Annotated in this window: 10 protein-coding genes; 4 read left to right on the forward strand and 6 right to left on the reverse strand. The window is 36.0% G+C overall.

Going from position 1 to position 18,376, the window contains the following annotated elements; translation table 11 throughout:
* Window positions 1-491: 491 nt before the first annotated feature.
* The 3 genes from rpoB to rpsT form a co-directional block, all read right to left on the reverse strand.
* The gene (gene rpoB / locus F6K06_RS25080; RefSeq protein WP_287243440.1) at window positions 492-3,800 is read right to left on the reverse strand and encodes a DNA-directed RNA polymerase subunit beta; all 3,309 of its coding nucleotides are present in this window, start codon (window positions 3,798-3,800) and stop codon (window positions 492-494) included.
* A gap of 617 nt (window positions 3,801-4,417) precedes the next feature.
* On the reverse strand, window positions 4,418-5,212 hold the full coding sequence (locus F6K06_RS25085) for a TatD family hydrolase (protein WP_124142704.1): 795 nt from the start codon (window positions 5,210-5,212) through the stop codon (window positions 4,418-4,420).
* Window positions 5,213-5,644: 432 nt separating this feature from the next.
* Window positions 5,645-5,983 carry a 30S ribosomal protein S20 gene (gene rpsT / locus F6K06_RS25090; protein ID WP_124142695.1) on the reverse strand — a complete coding sequence of 113 codons (339 nt, stop codon included), beginning with the start codon at window positions 5,981-5,983 and terminating at the stop codon, window positions 5,645-5,647.
* Between the two features lie 713 nt (window positions 5,984-6,696).
* Between rpsT and hisD the strand changes: the two genes are divergently transcribed.
* From hisD to F6K06_RS25105, 3 genes are all read left to right on the forward strand, one after another.
* A complete protein-coding gene (gene hisD / locus F6K06_RS25095; RefSeq protein ID WP_124142705.1) occupies window positions 6,697-8,061 on the forward strand; it encodes a histidinol dehydrogenase in 1,365 nt (454 codons plus the stop codon).
* A 575-nt stretch (window positions 8,062-8,636) separates the two neighbouring features.
* Window positions 8,637-9,068, forward strand: coding sequence for a universal stress protein (locus F6K06_RS25100; protein WP_124142696.1), 432 nt, complete (start codon window positions 8,637-8,639; stop codon window positions 9,066-9,068).
* Between the two features lie 779 nt (window positions 9,069-9,847).
* Complete coding sequence (locus F6K06_RS25105; RefSeq protein ID WP_124142697.1) at window positions 9,848-10,429, forward strand: DUF3747 domain-containing protein; 582 nt, start codon at window positions 9,848-9,850, stop codon at window positions 10,427-10,429.
* A 505-nt stretch (window positions 10,430-10,934) separates the two neighbouring features.
* Here F6K06_RS25105 and F6K06_RS25110 read toward each other — a convergent pair.
* The 3 genes from F6K06_RS25110 to F6K06_RS25120 form a co-directional block, all read right to left on the reverse strand.
* Window positions 10,935-11,822, reverse strand: a complete 888-nt coding sequence (locus tag F6K06_RS25110; RefSeq protein WP_124142698.1) for an alpha/beta fold hydrolase — start codon at window positions 11,820-11,822, stop codon at window positions 10,935-10,937.
* Between the two features lie 599 nt (window positions 11,823-12,421).
* Window positions 12,422-13,381, reverse strand: a complete 960-nt coding sequence (locus F6K06_RS25115) for a GDP-mannose 4,6-dehydratase (protein ID WP_287243442.1) — start codon at window positions 13,379-13,381, stop codon at window positions 12,422-12,424.
* Window positions 13,382-14,290: 909 nt separating this feature from the next.
* Complete coding sequence (locus F6K06_RS25120) at window positions 14,291-16,378, reverse strand: FkbM family methyltransferase (RefSeq protein ID WP_287243443.1); 2,088 nt, start codon at window positions 16,376-16,378, stop codon at window positions 14,291-14,293.
* Window positions 16,379-17,186: 808 nt separating this feature from the next.
* Between F6K06_RS25120 and F6K06_RS25125 the strand changes: the two genes are divergently transcribed.
* The gene (locus F6K06_RS25125; protein ID WP_124142702.1) at window positions 17,187-18,149 is read left to right on the forward strand and encodes a tetratricopeptide repeat protein; all 963 of its coding nucleotides are present in this window, start codon (window positions 17,187-17,189) and stop codon (window positions 18,147-18,149) included.
* The last annotated feature ends 227 nt before the right edge of the window (window positions 18,150-18,376 follow it).

Genomic DNA, 18,376 nt, shown 5'->3' on the forward strand with positions numbered 1-18,376 from the left:
TGGTAATTGGCTAAATTGAACAGATTTTTTGACAAAAAAGCCTTCTGGTCACAAGCTGACCATAAATAATGTGATTTGCTAATAACATGACGTTCAACTAGCTTCATACCTTAATTGTAGGTAATAACGACTCAATGGATAGACAACTGAACAAACTTACTCACTTTAGTTTTATAGCTATAGTTATGAGGAAGTTTGATTAACTTTAGAGAAGTTTTCGCTTTCTGTATTTACCCCATTTTTGGCAGTATAATTTTTACAAGTTAGTTAGTAAATTGGGCGTTGCATAAATGCGGGATGATTTTAATAGTTTTGTGTTTGGGGGCATCTTGCCCGTTCCTTATATTTTCACCGCAGGCAGGATGCCCACCCCACTTATATTCACCCTGCCCCTCAGTAATGCCGTAAATTGCAGTAGGTGTCAGGTTATGAGAAGAAATATCATCTAATTAACCTACCACCTACCACCTAAAACCTACTACCTAATTTACTTACTGCGGGTTTTCCTCTTGAGACAATGACTCATATACTGGACGAGAAGGCGATCGCTTTCCTGGTATATCTGCCATCAAATCAACTTCCACATCCTGAGTAGTACCATCATCCATAGTTTCTACTTTGTGAGCTGCAATATCCAAACATAGAGACTGTAACTCTCGCATCAATACCTTGAAAGATTCAGGAGTACCAGGTCGTGGAATTGCCTTTCCTTTAACAATTGCATTCAACGCCTCATTTCGACCTTGCATATCATCAGATTTCACAGTCAGCAACTCTTGCAAAGTATAAGCAGCACCAAAAGCTTCCAAGGCCCATACTTCCATTTCTCCAAAACGCTGACCACCTTGTTGTGCCTTACCACCCAAAGGCTGTTGAGTCACTAGAGAATAAGGTCCTGTGGAACGAGCATGAATCTTATCATCAACTAAGTGAACCAGTTTCAACATATAAGCAATTCCCACAGTCACCGGACGGTCAAACTTTTCTCCAGTTCGTCCATCATAAACAGGAATTTTCCCGGCATGACTTTCATTAAATACCCAATCTTTACCAGAACGTTCCCTGGCCAATTCCAACATTCGATGTACCGTTTCCCTTGATTTTTCACGACCGTGCATCTCATCAAATGGTACACACTTAAATCGCACATTCAAAACCTCACCTGCCCATCCTAGCAAGCACTCAAAAATCTGCCCCACATTCATCCTCGAAGGTACACCCAATGGATTTAACACTACATCTAATGGAGTACCATCGGGCAAATAAGGCATATCTTCAATAGGTAAAATCCGTGAAACAATACCCTTATTTCCATGTCGCCCTGCTACTTTATCTCCTACCTGAATCTTCCGCTTTTGAGCCACATAAACCCTGACCACCATATTTGCTCCAGGAGGCAATTCATCTCCTTTTTCCCTGGTAAATACTCGCACATCAACAATACGACCTTTTTCACCATTCGGTACTCGTAGAGAATTATCTCGTACATCCCGTGCTTTTTCTCCAAAAATTGCCCGCAACAACTTTTCTTCAGGTGGTTGGTCAGACTCTCCCTTGGGCGTTACTTTACCTACAAGAATATCTCCAGATGTTACCCAGGCACCAACCCGGATAATTCCCTGTTCATCCAAGTTCCGTAGACCATCTTCCCCTACATTAGGAATTTCCCTGGTAATTTCTTCCGGTCCTAACTTTGTCTGTCGGGCCTCAATCTCAAACTTTTCAATATGAATAGATGTATAAACATCGTCATATACTAAACGTTGACTAATCAGAATTGCATCTTCGTAGTTATAACCTTCCCAAGGCATATAAGCCACCAAAATATTCTGCCCTAAAGCCAACTCAGCACCTTCAGTGGAGGAGCCATCAGCTAATACTTGACCAGCTACTACTTGGTCTCCCTCATACACCAAAGGTCTTTGATTTAAGCAAGTATCTTGGTTAGACCTTTGATATTTACACAATGGGTAATCTATTTCATTACCTTCTGGATCGACCACAGATATTTTAGTTGAGTCTATAAAGCTAACTTCTCCATCTGTGCGGGTAATAACTACCATACCAGAGTCCCTAGCAGCTTGAGCTTCTAAACCTGTTCCAACTAAAGGTCTTTCTGGACGCAACAATGGAACTGCTTGTCGTTGCATATTGGAACCCATCAATGCTCGGTTAGCATCATCATGTTCCAAAAATGGAATTAATGACGTAGCAACTGAAACTACTTGTACTGGGGAAACTGCTACATAGTCTACTTGTTGGGGAGTGGTAGTAGTAAAGTCTTGTCGATAACGTACTGGTACAACATCCCCCAAAATATTACCTTCTGCATCGGTCATAATGTCCCCTGGTGCTACCCGGGAATCATCTTCTGCGTCTGCAGTCATGTATATTGGTTTGCCCTCGCGCAGCACTCGACCATTTTCTACAGGATAATATGGTGTTTCGATGAATCCGTAGCCATTGACTTTAGCATGATTTGCGAGGGAACCAATTAAGCCAGCATTTGGACCTTCTGGTGTCTCAATTGGACAAATTCGTCCATAATGAGAAGGATGGATATCTCGTACAGCAAATCCTGCTCTTTCTCTAGTTAGTCCTCCTGGTCCTAAAGCTGATATTCGTCGTTTGTGAGTCAGCTCTGCCAATGGGTTTGTTTGGTCCATAAATTGGGACAACTGAGAGGAGCCGAAGAATTCTTTGATAGCTGCTACCAATGGTTTCGGGTTAACCAGTGATGCTGGTGTTAATGAGTCTGCCTCGGATACGGTCATCCGCTCTCGGATAATTCGTTCTAAACGGTTTAAACCTACTCTTACTTGGTTTTGTAGGAGTTCTCCTACACTTCTCACCCGTCGGTTTCCTAAATGGTCAATATCATCTGTTTGACCAATGTCATATTCTAAATTAATTAGATAGTCAACTACGGCTAATATGTCTTCTTTGGTTAATACTCGTACTGTGTCTGGTAAGTTTAACCTGAGCTTTTTATTGAGCTTATATCTTCCTACTTTTCCTAAGTCATACCTTTTTTGGTCAAAGAATCGACTGTGGAGTAGTTGTTCCCCACCTGCAATTGTTGGTGGTTCTCCAGGGCGTAATTTCCGATACAGTTCTAATAGTGCCTCTTCTTCTCCAAATTGTCCTTCTTTTTCGATTGTTTTTTGGAAATAATCAGGATGTCTCAAGGAGTCAAAAATTTCACTGTCCCCTAATCCTAGAGCTTTTAGTAATACTTGAGCTGAAAGTTTGCGGGTTTTATCTATTCTGACCCAAACTAGGTCATTTTTATCTGTTTCAAACTTTAGCCATGCACCTCGGTTAGGAATTAAACTGGCATTATATGTGCGTCGTCCACTTTTATCTGTTTCTGATTTGTAATAAACTCCAGGAGAACGAACTATCTGATTAACGATTACCCTTTCAGCTCCATTGATGATAAATGTGCCTCTGTCTGTCATGAGTGGGAGATCGCCAATAAATACTTCTTGTTCTTTAATTTCTCCAGTTTCTTTGTTGATTAAGCGGGTAGGAACATACATTTGCACTGCGTAGGTGCTGTCTCTTCGTTTTGCTTCTTCTACAACATATTTGGGTTGTTTTAGTTTGTAGTTTTTTGCAATAAAATGAAGTTCTAGTTTACCTGTATAATCTGTAATTGGAGAATAGCTTTCTAGTTCTTCTATTAGGCCATACTCTAGAAACCATCGAAAGCTTGCCCTCTGAATTTCAATCAGATCGGGCATATTGAAAATCGGCAGGTTGCTTTGGGTATTGATATTTAATTTTTGATGAATCATTCTTGATTATCCTGGTTGTTTATCTATAGTTTTTTATGGGAGATAAAATTACCCATAAATTTTATTTAAAACTTGAAGATGTAATACACTTGTAAATTAGTTAATCTAATATTTTGACATTTTATATACATAAGTAAAATTTGATAATTTTTATTGAGCTTGATTTTAAATTTTAGATGGTGTTAAATTTACTCACTAGCTACTATTTTTGAGGTAAACAACAAAGTTATAACTAATATAATTTTGATAATTTAGTTAGGGTGAGGAAGTTTATGCCTAAGTAGTATAATCATACATTTACAGCATAAAGCCTAATACAGAAACTTAATTTTTAGTAATTAATAATAAAAAATACAGATTAATACAGTTTCAATGAAAGTAAGTTAAACTATAAGTTCATGGAAGATATCATAATTATTTGGTGCAGTTGCCAGAGAATTATAATGTAATAACTTTTTTATTTGGCTTATCTCCCAACTCAATAGCATATGCTATTTGTGTGGCACATATTCCAATTTACTCTCAAACTTACTTTCAACATGATATTTGGCCATTAGATATCAAGCTATTAATTTACTTGTTTGACTTTTAATGATGAAATCTAAATATAATAGCCTTTAGGTATTTTTGGTGTCAATAGATAATCCAAATAGCCTACAAGCATTTTCGCTAGTTTGTAATGCTAAACTTTCTAGCGTCACACCTCTAAGTTCAGCTACTTTCTCAGCAACGTATTTAACATAAGCAGGTTCGTTTCGTTTACCCCGCTTTGGAACTGGTGCTAGGAATGGACAATCCGTTTCTACTAACAGTCGATCGTCATCTACTACCTTAGCTGATTCTTGAATTTGAGTAGCCTTTTTAAAGGTTACAGTTCCACTAAAGCTAATATAAAATCCTAAGTCTATAAATATTTTAGTTTCTTCTGGATTGCCTCCCCAACAATGCATTACTCCTCTGACAAGTCCTTGATTTTTTTGGAAATCATCAATAATCTCGGCCATTGAGTGAGCAGCATCACGACAATGGATAATTAACGGTTTGTTGAGTTTTTTAGCGATGGTTAACTGTTGTCTAAAAACAAATTCTTGTTGTTCTTTATTATCTGCTTTGTAAAAATCTAACCCTGTTTCACCGATGGCCACTACTTGAGGCTCGGATGCAGCTAACTCTTCAATTTGAGTAGCCGTCGTAGATGTCCACTTATGAGCATCTAAAGGGTGTAGGCCAACTGCATAAGACAGTTCTGGAAAACGATCTGCTATTGCTTTAATAGCATTGAATTCCTGTGGTTCAACACAAGAGTGGACAAGGTGGACAACTCCTGCTTGTTGCCAACGTTGGCGTATGTCTTCCAGGTCAGAATTGAATACGTCAAAGTTAATATGAACGTGAGTATCAATTAGCTGCATTTGTGGCTCTCCAGGTCTTCCAGTTATCATTTATCAGTACCTTCTGCAATCAGGAGGCTTGACATTATAAATATTCTCTTAGTCAGTTTGTAGTGCTATATTGTCAGTTGATATAGGTATATTGGCCACAAAAATATACAAAATTGTTAATGGATCGCTTTAACTATTTTAAACTTTTTTTACTCAAGACAGCTATTGAAGAAAAAATGAAGTCGGGTAATTAATTTAAGTTCTTACTAATTCTAGCAACTATACCGACTTGTGACATACTCCCACACTAACCATTCGGTATAGTGTGGGCTTCTCACTTCGCAGTCCTGCCATTGCATCGGACTCCATGAAGCTCTAAGGACGGGATGCCCCGCCGCCCTTTTTGCAGAGCGAAAAACTACGCACCTAGCTCCGCAATAAGACTAAGTAATCCAATCTTTTTTAAGAAGCTACAGAATCATTAGTTTCTGAAGACTCTTGCTGTTTACTGTCGATCTTTAGATGCCTTTTATAATATCTAACTAACCTGGACTTTTTGCGAGAACCATTATTTTTGTGTAAAACACCACATTTTACAGCTTTATCAATTTTACTGTAAGCTTTTGACATTCGCAGATTAACTTCTTGCTTTAATTCCTCTGTGGGATTAGCAGCGTAGTTTTCTACAGCAGTGAAGTATTTTTTCATCAGGGTTCTCACTGCTGATTTGTAGCTTTTGTTGCGTAAACGATTGCGTTCAGCAATCTGGATTCGCTTGATAGCAGACTTAATATTGGCCATAATTTAACTTTTCTTTAAGATCCAGACATTGTAGAAATTCATCTCATTCCGACGGTTCCCTTAAGAGACACTGCGGAATTCCTAAGACTCACGACTTAGGTTTCTGCTTCATAGCACCTACCTCCAAGGCTTTTACCTCTTTCCGGCCTTACGGTCACTCCACAGACTTACACTGCTAGCCCAGCAGCCAAAATATATAAAAATATAAAGTACCAGATATATAAATATAGCATTAATTATCAGAAAATACTAATACTTGTTGAAAAATATTGCAATTGAAGGTTTGGTATAGGAGTCGAGGCAAAGGACGGGGACAGATCGAAAGCTTAAAACTCAGATAACGCCAGATTTTTCCTTCTTTCTTCTTCCTTCTTTCTTCTTCACTTCTTCCTTATTCCTTCTGCTAAAGTTAAGCTTTTGGAGATATTGACAGATGATGCAGAAAACTGAGTACAGTATTAAATATGCCAGTGTTGTTACTTCACGCTATAACAAAGAGTAATGGGTGATTCGGAAACTTACGAGAATGGTTTTACTTTTATCCCTAAATTAAATCAGGGTGAAGCTAAGAGACAATTGGCGACCAATAAGAATTTTTCTTTCTTGATTGTCAAGTGTTGAGCATTCTGCATAGTTTTAATGTTGCTCCAACTCTCTGAGTTCTGAAAGTACCCTCTACTAACGAACTTTATTAGTTGGCATTCCTAATCTCCATGCTGCGAATAATTACTAACTGGCTTGAGGCACAAGCTGAATTAAAACGTATCACAGAACGTACCCATGATGATACGGCTATTCATAAAGAAACAACGGTGCGAGAAATCTTGCGCTCCGTTAAAGAAAAAGGTGATGAGGCTCTATTACACTATACTTCTGAGTTTGACCATATTACCTTGACTCCAGAAGAGTTAAAAGTAACTGGTTCAGAATTAGATGCGGCCTATCAACAAGTAAATAAGGACTTATTAAATTCTATTCGTTTTGCTGCTAAACAGATAGAAGCTTTTCACCGACAGCGAGTTCCTAAATCTTGGGTTCAGTTCGGTGATGATGAGGTGGTTTTGGGCAAACGCTACACACCAGTAGATCGAGCTGGTTTATATGTTCCTGGCGGTAAAGCTGCTTATCCGAGTACAGTTCTGATGAATGCTATACCAGCTCAAGTGGCCAAAGTCCCGAAGATTGTGATGGTAACACCACCTGGTCAAGATAACAAAATTCATCCCGCTGTACTTGTAGCTGCCCAGGAGGCAGGCATTCAAGAAATTTATCGGATTGGAGGAGCACAAGCAATAGCAGCTCTAGCTTATGGTACAAAAACTATACCAAAAGTGGATGTCATCTCTGGGCCGGGTAATATCTATGTAACTTTGGCAAAGAAGATTGTCTATGGTACGGTGGGTATTGATTCTCTGGCCGGACCTTCAGAGGTGATGATTATTGCTGATTCTGAAGCTAACCCAGTTCATTTAGCCGCAGATATGTTGGCTCAAGCAGAACATGATTCATTGGCTTCAGCTATCTTGTTAACTACAGATTCAGCAATAGCACGTCAGGTGGTAACAGAGGTAGAGCGACAACTTCAGGATCATCCACGTCGCACAATGACAGAAAAGGCGATCGCCCATTACGGTTTAGTTGTTGTTGTTGAGTCTCTCAAAGCTGCTGCTGAACTTTCTAATCTATTTGCTCCAGAACACTTGGAGTTGGAAGTTGCAGATCCTTGGGCTTTAGTGGAAAATATTCGTCATGCTGGTGCTATTTTCCTTGGTTATTCTACTCCAGAAGCTGTGGGAGATTATTTGGCAGGGCCAAATCATACTTTGCCGACTTCTGGTGCTGCTCGTTATGCTTCAGCATTGGGAGTAGAAACATTTATGAAGCATTCTAGTTTGGTTCAATATTCTTCTGCTGCTTTGCATAAGGTTGCCACAAATATTGATATATTGGCCACGGCTGAGGGGTTGCCCTCTCATGCTAACTCGGTAAGAGTGAGGACGAAAACTCAGGAGCAAGAGCAACAAGAATGGGTGAAAAAAGAAAAAATTAATCAGGAAAATGATGGTAAAAATTTATAAGTAATGCAAGAGGACTCCCGTTAGAATCTTTAAGATCGCGGGAGAACATACCACTAATAATATAGAAAACTCTCAATTGTATAGCACAAGGAAAAAGGAAGCAGGAAGAAGGAAGAAGGAAAAATATTGCGTTGTCTGAGTTTTAAGCTTTTGACCTGTCCGCGCCCTTTCCTTCGACAGCTATAAAGTTTGTAATACTTTCAAAGATGGGGATTTAAAAGTAAGTCTTCATGTCCCACAAGTTGGCTATTAGCTTCTACGGTAGAAAGTCTGTTTAACCTAGATGGGGCTGATTATGGTAGCATTCTGCCTAGTGATGTACCGGAGAGATATGGTCAGTCAAAGTCAAAATGTCTCTTTGTGAGATTTTGTTTAAGTTTTTATAGAACAGATTAGTTGTTACTAAATTTATTCAAACTTTAACTGGGTTTCTTTGTAGAAACCTTAATTATCTATTTATTCATACTGGTGGGCATTATAATTATTTTGGTAACGGCAGACTAAACATTTGATACTTCATTTACCATTACTGTACAGGACTACCTATTTCTTAATCTCTACTAATACTCTTGTCTATGGCCTTCAAAACAATTATTGTAGCTCTCAGCAATTCACACTCAGATCTAGATTTAGTAATTCAAGCATTGACAGAATTTCACTTAACATCAAAAACGAGAGTGATTTTATCTCATGTGGTTGCTACGGAAAAATCAGATTTGGATCGGGAAGCGGATCAACCTGAACCTGAAGGGAAAAATATTTCTGTCGGGGAATTTGAAAAGCAACTCCAAGTTTACCGAGAAAAACTTCCTTGTACTACTGAAGTAGAGGTTGTGATCGGCGATCCAACTGAAGAAATTGTTCGTTTATCTAATATTTATAATGCAGATTTAATTGTAATTGGTAGTCGGGGATTAAAAGGTATCAATCGGATTTTGCAGGGGTCTATTAGTAGTGAGGTTGTTGCTGAAGCAAATTGCTCTGTGTTTGTGTTCAAGCAGAGATAGCTAATATAATTTTTGTTATAGCGTTTTTATCTGGGATGTGGAAACCAAGTGCTATGAAAAGGGAATATGTATGGAGAAAATAGGGAAGAGTAAAGGAAGAAAAACAGCATTAATATAGTAGCAAACACCAGAGCATTAGGTACTATAAACAGCACTTTTTTCTAAAAAAAACTAAATCTATATTTACATTTAATTTGAAAACACTATATAAATATAAGTATTCAGAACGTAAATAACTCTAAAAATATAGAAAACAAATAGGTAATCAAAAGCAAGAATAAATTTAATTGCAGTATTTGTTTATGTATAGGAAATATGATTAACTTATGGGTTAATGGTTAACCACCGAAAATTATAAATTCAATACTATAATCTTATTTTTTATTTGTTAAATCAATCATAACTTGACATTGAGACAAATTTTAATATCTAGCTCTAAAATACTCATACCAAATTAATATAAAGTTGCATAGAACAATATTTTAATCAGGCGTTGCCTGTACATTAAAGAAATACTTGTTAATAAATTTCATAATTATGTGCCACCGCGGCACCCAATACCTAATACCTAACACCTACCGCCTACCACCTAACAACTAATTCTATGCAGCCTCACATAAAATTGGTATCAGAAAGTAATTAAAAATACAAAATTGTCTCTAACTCAGAGAATTGGGCTATATGGGATTTGACAAATTCTAACAGAAGTACGAAAATAAGTCCTAAAATTTCCCAAAATCTAATTCTCAAGTTATATAAAATCAGGTGAAACAAGAGGCATGAAAACTTTTTTTAAGCAGTCTATAGCTGCACTGACAACTTTAGGAGTATTAACTTTCTTTTCTCTTCGTCCAGTACCAGTTAGGGCAAATTTCTTTGACCAAAAAGAAGTCGAGCAGTCTAGATACATTGCAATTGCAGTTCCTCGTGCTTTTGGGCCACAGTTGCTAATTTTAGAACAAAAAACCGATGCTAGACAATGTTGGGGTGAAAGTGGCGATCGCCCGGTCTTGGTCGATCCTCTATTACTAAATTTTGACTTTACGGGTATTTGTGGACGTGCAACCGACAGTAATGGTTATTCTATCCGAATGGCAGGTACCGATCTAGCCCTTGAATATGCTCTCTCTTTGCAAATGAGCGGGGGGGATATACGACTAATGGGTATTTCTCGTTATGATTCTAATGCACCACGACTACTGATCGGCAGAACTTATGGTTTAGCTGACGGATTTACTAAAATTATTCTTGAACCTGGTTGGCGGTTTGCTAAAAGAAGTTATGGGGGTAAAGAGTTAGGTCATATATATGTTACTCATGACTGGATGCCAACAGAGTTAGAAACTAATAATAACAACTAGATAGGGTCTACTGAAAATATGTTTTTGTAGAGGGTAGGACTCAGAACTCAGAACTCAGAAGTCAAAAGTCAGAAGGAATAATTGTCTGATATTTGTCTGTCTAGAGTTTACTGAAAATGTGAGTATTTTTAGCTTTTTGGAGCGAAAAACTTGCATTTTTTTTCGTAAAAAAGGCTAAAGCATTTACAAATAAAGGCTTTTAGAGTTAATCAGCAAGTCCTAGATATATCAAATAAATTTAAAAAGGTAGCCATTAAAAATGACTACCTTTTAATAATCCTCAACACCACTTAAAATGAACTTAAAAAGTAATTGACACAACAGTTGTGCCTTAACGTAAATAGAGTTTTTGAGAAAGAGCATCGACGACTGACCGTGTTTCGTCTCGATGCTCTTGCTGATTCGCTCCTCACACGGTAGACATTCTAACTTAGAAAGCTAGTTTTGTCACTATATTTCAGTAATTTTTTTTGACAAATCTTGAAAGCACTATCTATCAAGAGCTTCACCTTTGAGATAACCAATCTAAAATCAAAGAATTAACTATTGTTGGCCTTTCATCGTGGGGACAATGACCTGTGTTGGGTATGGGAACAAATTGGATAGATGCACCTTTCTCTGCTAAGTCTTGATAAATTTTACCACCAGAAATTGGTGTCCAAGGATCGTTTTCTCCCCAAATTACTAACAATGGTGCTGGAATTTTTGGTAACAATTCTGAGGGATGGGGTCCAGCAGGTGCAGTGAGAATTGAAGCAAAGACTTTCTGCGCTCCAGGGTCGCAGGAAGGACGATGAAGTAGTTCGATTAACTCATCTGTAATGGCATCTTGATTACTATAAACTTGTTTGAGGGTGCCACGAATACGATATTTTTTACGGACTTGATTGAAAATAAATGGTCCTAGAGCTGGGGAATTAACTAATTTGCTGAACATTCCCATTATGAATCTTAGGGGAGGATTTAATTCTTGAGGTCGATGGTTTAAGCCTCCTGCACAGTTAATTAGAATCCCACCTGTACAAATTTCTGGGTAGTCTGCTAGTATCATTAGGCTAAGTAATCCACCAATGGAGTTGCCTATAAAGACGGTGGGTTTTTGAATATGTTGGTTCCAAAAGTCGTATAGTAGTTCTTGCCAAAGTTCTAATGAGTAATCTATAGGTGGCTTAGAAGATGCACCAAATCCTAGTAAGTCGAGGGCAAATACTTGATGGCCTCCAGCGGCGAGGGTAGGGATATTGTTACGCCAATGACCTATGGATGCACCAAAACCATGAATTAATACTAGGGGTTGTCCAGTTCCCATGACTGTATATTGGATTTGGTGGTTTTTCCAAGTCCAAGTATGCAGGTCTAGTTGATTTGGTGGTGTTGCTATAACGGGGTTCATTTTATAAAGTTTTGTAAACTTACATATTTATCATAATAGAAATGTTGGCAAAATTTAGGTCTATATTTTCATTAGTAGGGGAGTGGGGGAGTAGGGGAGTGGGGGAGAAGCAAACATCAGAATAATTAACATTAACTTGGCTAAAATTAGCAAAGAAATTTATTCTGCTCTTTTTAATTACTTAATAACTGAAGTGTTATCTAAGTTAAGTATTAATGTATGGGAATTGATATAGGATTATTGCATAAGCGATCGCTAAAGTAGCTTGCGAATAAAAATCCTAATTAACCGTTAAGTTGATTGATAAATTCTTGGTGTTCGGAACTAGATAATTCCTGCTGAAGTAGATTTAATACTTCAGGAAAATTTCTTTCTATTAAGGATGTAACTGCTAACTATAATTTCTGTAAATTTTGACTTTTTATAAAAATATGGGCATACAAAAAAAGATTAAAAAGCGTTTCGGTACAGAAATGCTGTTTGCGGAGCATTCCGGTACGGAAAATGCTGATAGCTAGTTAAACAAACTATCTACAAATTGTTAAGTATTCACAATATTTAGACACCTGATTGTGTGATTTTTTGCTGCCCTACTTAACTTAAATATTAGCCATTCTTGCCTCAACCATCATTCGCACTACATCTGGCATTTTATACTGTGCTTTCCATGCTAATTTTTCTTTAGCTTTAATTGGATTTGCTCTACCTACGGAAATATCAGTAGGGCGATATAAACTTCGATCTACCTCTACATAATTTTGCCAATTTAATCCTACAGCAGCAAAAGCTTCTATGACAAAATCTTGTAAAGGATAACTTTCTCCAGTAGCGATTACATAATCATCTGGTTCTTCTTGCTGCAACATCAAATACATTGCTTCTACATATTCGGGTGCCCAACCCCAATCTCTCTGTACTGAAATATTTCCTAAATGTAATTTTTCATTACTACCATTAGCAATTTTACAAACAACTGAAATAATTTTTTGAGTTACAAAACGTTGAGGTCTGAGGGGAGATTCGTGATTAAATAATATGCCAGAACAAGCAAATAAATTGTAAGCTTCTCGATAATTTGCCACTTCCCAAAAGGCTGTAGATTTAGCAACAGCATAGGGACTTCTTGGGCGAAAAGGAGTGATTTCTGTAGCAGGTTGACCGCCTGTATCGCCAAAACATTCGCTGGAGCTAGCATTATATAATTTAATTTTTGCTCCGGTAAATCTAATTGCTTCTAATAAATTTAATGTGCCAGTAGCGATACTTTCTAATGTTTCTACAGGTTGTTGAAAAGATAGACCTACTGAACTTTGACCTGCTAGATTATAAACTTCATCTGGTTGATATTTGGTTAATATTTGTAAGACACTTCTAAAGTCAGTTAAAGACATAGAGTCTAATTTTATTTTGTCACAAATATCTAAACGATATAAGTTGTTAAAAGTAGACATTTGGGCATCTCGGGAAGTGCCACAAACATTATAACCTTTTTCTAGTAATAGTTTGGCTAAGTAGGAACCGTCTTGACCTGAAATTCCGGAAATTAATGCTGTTTTCATAATTTTTAAGGAAGGAGAAAAAGAGATAAATATTTAGGACTTGCTGAATAAGTCTGAAATTTTAATTAATCAAAGTTTTAAGGGTTATTGAGATATTCATGTAGTGCAATAAAAACAAATAAGTCGAACTGTATGTCAAAATTCAGACATTTTTTTGAACTGAAACAGTGAAATTTTTTCTACTGTTAAACTTCAATAAACTATTGCCTTTCCTCGCCTACTTTTTTTCACCATACCCTATATTAGAAGGCTGACTTTATTGCCTTTTCCAGGTAATAAGTCAGGAGTAAGAATTAATAAGAATGTTTTTTGACTTTTCCTGACTCTATCCTTACCTAATTGGGTTAAATATCTCATTATTCTATAATACCATTTTGAAAAAAAGAATGCTTAACTTAGACGACACTTCAATTATTAAGTAATTAACATGCTAACTGAATAACTTTTTTGATAATTAGCAGGCCATTTATTGTTAATTATTCTGATGTTTAGTTCTCCCCTACTTTTGTACGGGCAAATGGCTATTCGGCCATACTCCCGCCCAATGCAAAAATGTAGCAAACATTTATCGCGCTTACTATAACTTCTGACTCCTGTATTCTGACTTCTTTTTCAAAGATATCTTTTGATTAAAAACAACAGGTTATTGCCTAAATGTAATCTCTATATAGAAGCCTTATTCAGGTTATATAAAACATATTTTGGAGTTAGATTAAAATGGTTATTTTTCAGACTTTACGATCTATTTTAGTTTTCTTGCACATCATTTATAATTGCTATAGATTTATACAATCTAGCCTTTCTCAAGTTACTGAGGTACAGTTGTTTTTCTTCTTTTCTATTCCCTATTCCCTACTCCCACGCAGCAAAATAATTTTTGACCTCACGCCTCTTAGGAATTGCTATATATCAATCTGGAATTGTTTCTGCTAGAATTTTCGCTAAATTTTTGAGATGTGCTGCGTAGTTTTTTGTATTTTGATTAGGTGGTATTTTTTCCTGATTTTCTAGTTTTAGTTTGGTTTTTTCCAGTTCTGTTTGAGTTTCTTGAAGTTGAGATTTACAGGTATTCAATTCTTCTTGATACTTGAAATATTTAGATTGAGATTGTTCTAATTCTACCTGTACTTCATCGAGTTGGAATTGGGTAATTTCTAATTCTTCTCGCACATCATATAGTTCTGAAGAAGATTTATCTAACTCTCCTTGAATTTGTTGTAGTTGTGCTTCGGCATTTTTGGCAGTTCCTTGATTTTGCTGAAGTTGAGACTGAGCAGATACTAATTGTGCGGAAAATTCGTCTCGCTGAGATTTAGTATTTTCTAATTCTGTTTGAATTTGCTGTAGTTGTGCTTCGGAATTTTTGGTTTTTTCTTGGTTTTGCTGAAGTTGAGACTGAGATTTTTCTAACTCCTCTAATATTTGGTCTCTTTGAGATTGGATATTTTCTAATTCTTCACGATTTTGTTGAAGTTGAGATTGGGTAGATATTAATTTCTGAGAAAGTTCATCTTTCTGAGACTGAATATTTGCTAACTCGACTTGATTTTCCTGAAATTTTACCTCCAATGAAACACTATTCCCTATTTCTGAAATATCCACATCTCGAAAAACTGGCGTACTATTCCAAGGTTCAAAAGGTATAAGTTTTGCAGTGGAAAAATGAGGTCGAAAGAAATATTTTCCGACTTCATTTAATAGACAAGTAGCAAAAGCAAAGGGAGTGTTAGAAATAGCAACAAAATCACACTTACTCAATAAGAAAAAATTCAGATATTCTTGATTAACTTCTATCCCCAAGTCTTGAGCGGTTACAGGATGATATTCAGCAAAATAAGCCAGAGGTAATTCTTCTATATTATCGCTGGCAATAAATAAAACTGGTTCCTCTAAAGTTTCCCATAAACCATCTAACCAAATTTTATACCACTCACTCGGAGCAACAGCAAAATTACTATTTTCCTCTGAATGTGATTGTAAATGTAAACCAATGATAGTTTTGCCACGAGAGTGTAATTTTTCCCAAGCAAGTTTTACTTTTTCCTCTACCTCTAGTGCAGGTTGAAACAAAGAACAAAAATATTCTTTAAAGGGCACATAATAGCGAGTGTGATATAAAAATTCTCCATGAATATCTACATTTTTCAAAATTTCTGTATTACCGAGGATAAATTCATTATCATTCTCCCCAACTTCAGGTAAATCTTCAGAAATCTCTCGATCTTTATGCCCAAATAATTCTTGCCCTATCCATTTTGGAGTCTCTACTGATAAGCAATTTTCTTGAGCATATATTTTCAAGAAACCATACTGAAAAATTTGATTACCTAATCCACCATTTTTGCCAAGAGTAGACATACTAATTACTTGTTTTCTCACATAAAAAGCATCTCCCCAAGAAGGATGAAAAGGCGTGGCAACTGCTATTTTACCAAAACCAGTCTGTGCTAAAAACTCATCAATTTTTTCTGCCAAAGCACAACCTTCATAGAGTTCTTCATAATTGATTTTTGTGTAAACTGCATCTATATATTTAAGTAGATTAGTTGCACCTTGTAATGCCAAAAGTTCTGCCCCTTGAATATCTAGATTGAGAATATTAAAATCTGCTGGTGTTAGTCCTAATTCTGATAGCAAAGTATCAAGAGTTTTTGACTCAACAGTTAGTTGATGTGTTTCTTTAATATTTGGATAAATATTTCGATAAAATTTCAAAGGCAAAATGGAACTACTCTGTCCCATGGAGTTAACATATAATTTTACTTTTCCATTTTGATTACTAATAGCATAGTTAACAGCTTGCACATCAATAGATACTTCGGCAATATTTGTTTTTAGCCTTTCAAATACTGTGGGGTTAGCTTCAATGAAAAGAATTTTTGAAATATTTAACCCTTGATAAGTTTTAATATCTTTACCCTCATAAGCACCTACATGAATAATGCCTCTAGGAAAAATTTGGTTTTGAAAGCAAAGGTTCTTTAAATCTAATTTCATGACTACTAATACTTAGATAATTTCAGTTCAGAAAAAAATAAATATGTCGCTCTACCACTAATAAAATCAATCTTTAACCAAGAAGAGAACTATTTCTTAGCTAAAGCAGTAGAGCAGAGGTAAAATTCAGCCAATTTTTTGAGTTTATATTCTCTAGATATAGCGTTTTCATTTGAAATGTAATATTAAATCTGGTGGTATTGGTATAACTAGATAGTTAATTAGGAATCAGGAGTCAGGAGGAAAAAGAATTTAGAAATATTTTTGCTCTACCTGAAGATGAAACATTTTTTTATACCGAATTAACGGGATGTGATGTCAAACAATAATTGGTTATTTACTAACATTAAAAAGTCCAGAAAACCTTCTTACTTGTTGCCTCTTGCCTTTGACTTTTTGCCTAAAAGCGACCATGTTTTTTACGCAACTCAAATGAAATTAGTATATATCTAAATCTCGATCAAATTACTACCAAAAGTCTTAACTAGATATGTTATCCAAAATATATTGCCAAGCATTCAGCAGTCAACTATCAGCTTTATAGAGTTGAAAATGTAGTAGAAGTTAAACTAATGTTTGCTTCATTCATTAAAAAGCTGTTTGCGTAGCATTCCGTAGGATGAACTGACCGCTAATAGCTGTTTGCGCAGCATTCCACAGGAAATGCTTACATATATTATTAACTAGGTATCTCACAAAAACCAACATAGTACAAAAGATTGTCCGAGATTTGTTTGATAAATAATCTTTGAATTTGCAACATACTTTAGCTTAATATAGTCAAGTATGAAAAAATCTATACTTAACTGTGAATGTAGTAGAAAAACACCAAAAAGCCAGAGAATATTTGGCCCAAGGTAAAATGGATAGAGCGATCGCTCTGTGTCATCAAATTATAGAGGTAAAACCAGACTTTATTCCAGCTTATCAGACTGTGGGAAATGCTTTAGAAATTCAAGGTAATTTAAAAGCTGCAATTAATTGGTATTTTAAGGCATTAAAAATTCAGCCAAACTTAGCTGAATTATACAAAATGATTGGTAATTTATACTCTCGACAAAAGCAGTGGGATGAGGCGATCTTCAGTTACCAAAAAGCTATAAAATTACAACCAAATTTAACAGAAGTGTATGAAAATTTAGGGGATATTTTTCGGCAGCGTTATCAGGATAATTTAACAGCAGCATTGAGTCATTATCGTCAAGCAATAGATTACGATCCTCAGAATGAAAGCAACTACCATAAAATCTTAGAAACTCAACCCTATCATCCAGAAATATGTTGTCGTTTAGCTAATATCTTATTTAGAAAAAATAAATTAAGCTCTGCAATTATTTTTTATCAAATTGCCCTAATAACTGAACCAGAAAATCCAGAAATTCATTTTAATTTAGGCAAAATATTGACAGAGCAAGGCGATATTCAGCAAGCAATTTATGAATATCAACTTGCCTTAGAAATAGAGAAAAATAATCCAGAGATTTATCTAAATTTAGGAATAGTTTTGGCAAAAAAAGAAAGATGGTCAGAAGCGATCGCCTCTTACCGTCGTACTATTGAAATTAATCCCAAGTTAGATTTAGCTTACAACTATTTAGGAGAAGCTTTAACAAAAGTGGGGGAATTAGAAGAGGCAATCTATGTTTTTGAGCAAGCAATAAATCTCAATCCCACCTCACCTTTATTTCATAAAAATTTAGGAGATGCTTTAGCAAAGCAAGGAAAAATAGATGAAGCAAGTGTCGCTTATAGTCGTTTTATTGAATGCTGAAGAAGGAAGAGGGAAGAGGGAAGAAGGAAGAGGGAAAAATATTGCTTTTTCTGAATTTTAAGCTGAAGAAGTAAGAGGGAAGAAGGAAGAGGGAAAAATACTGCTTTTTCTAAATTTTAAGCTGAAGAAGGAAGAAAGAAGAAGGAAGAGGGAAAAATACTGCTTTTTCTGAATTTTAAGCTGAAGAAGTAAGAAGGAAGAGGGAAGAAGAAAGAGGGAAGAAGGAA

Source organism: Okeania sp. SIO1H4 (genome assembly GCF_010672695.1).
GTDB lineage: Bacteria > Cyanobacteriota > Cyanobacteriia > Cyanobacteriales > Microcoleaceae > Okeania > Okeania hirsuta.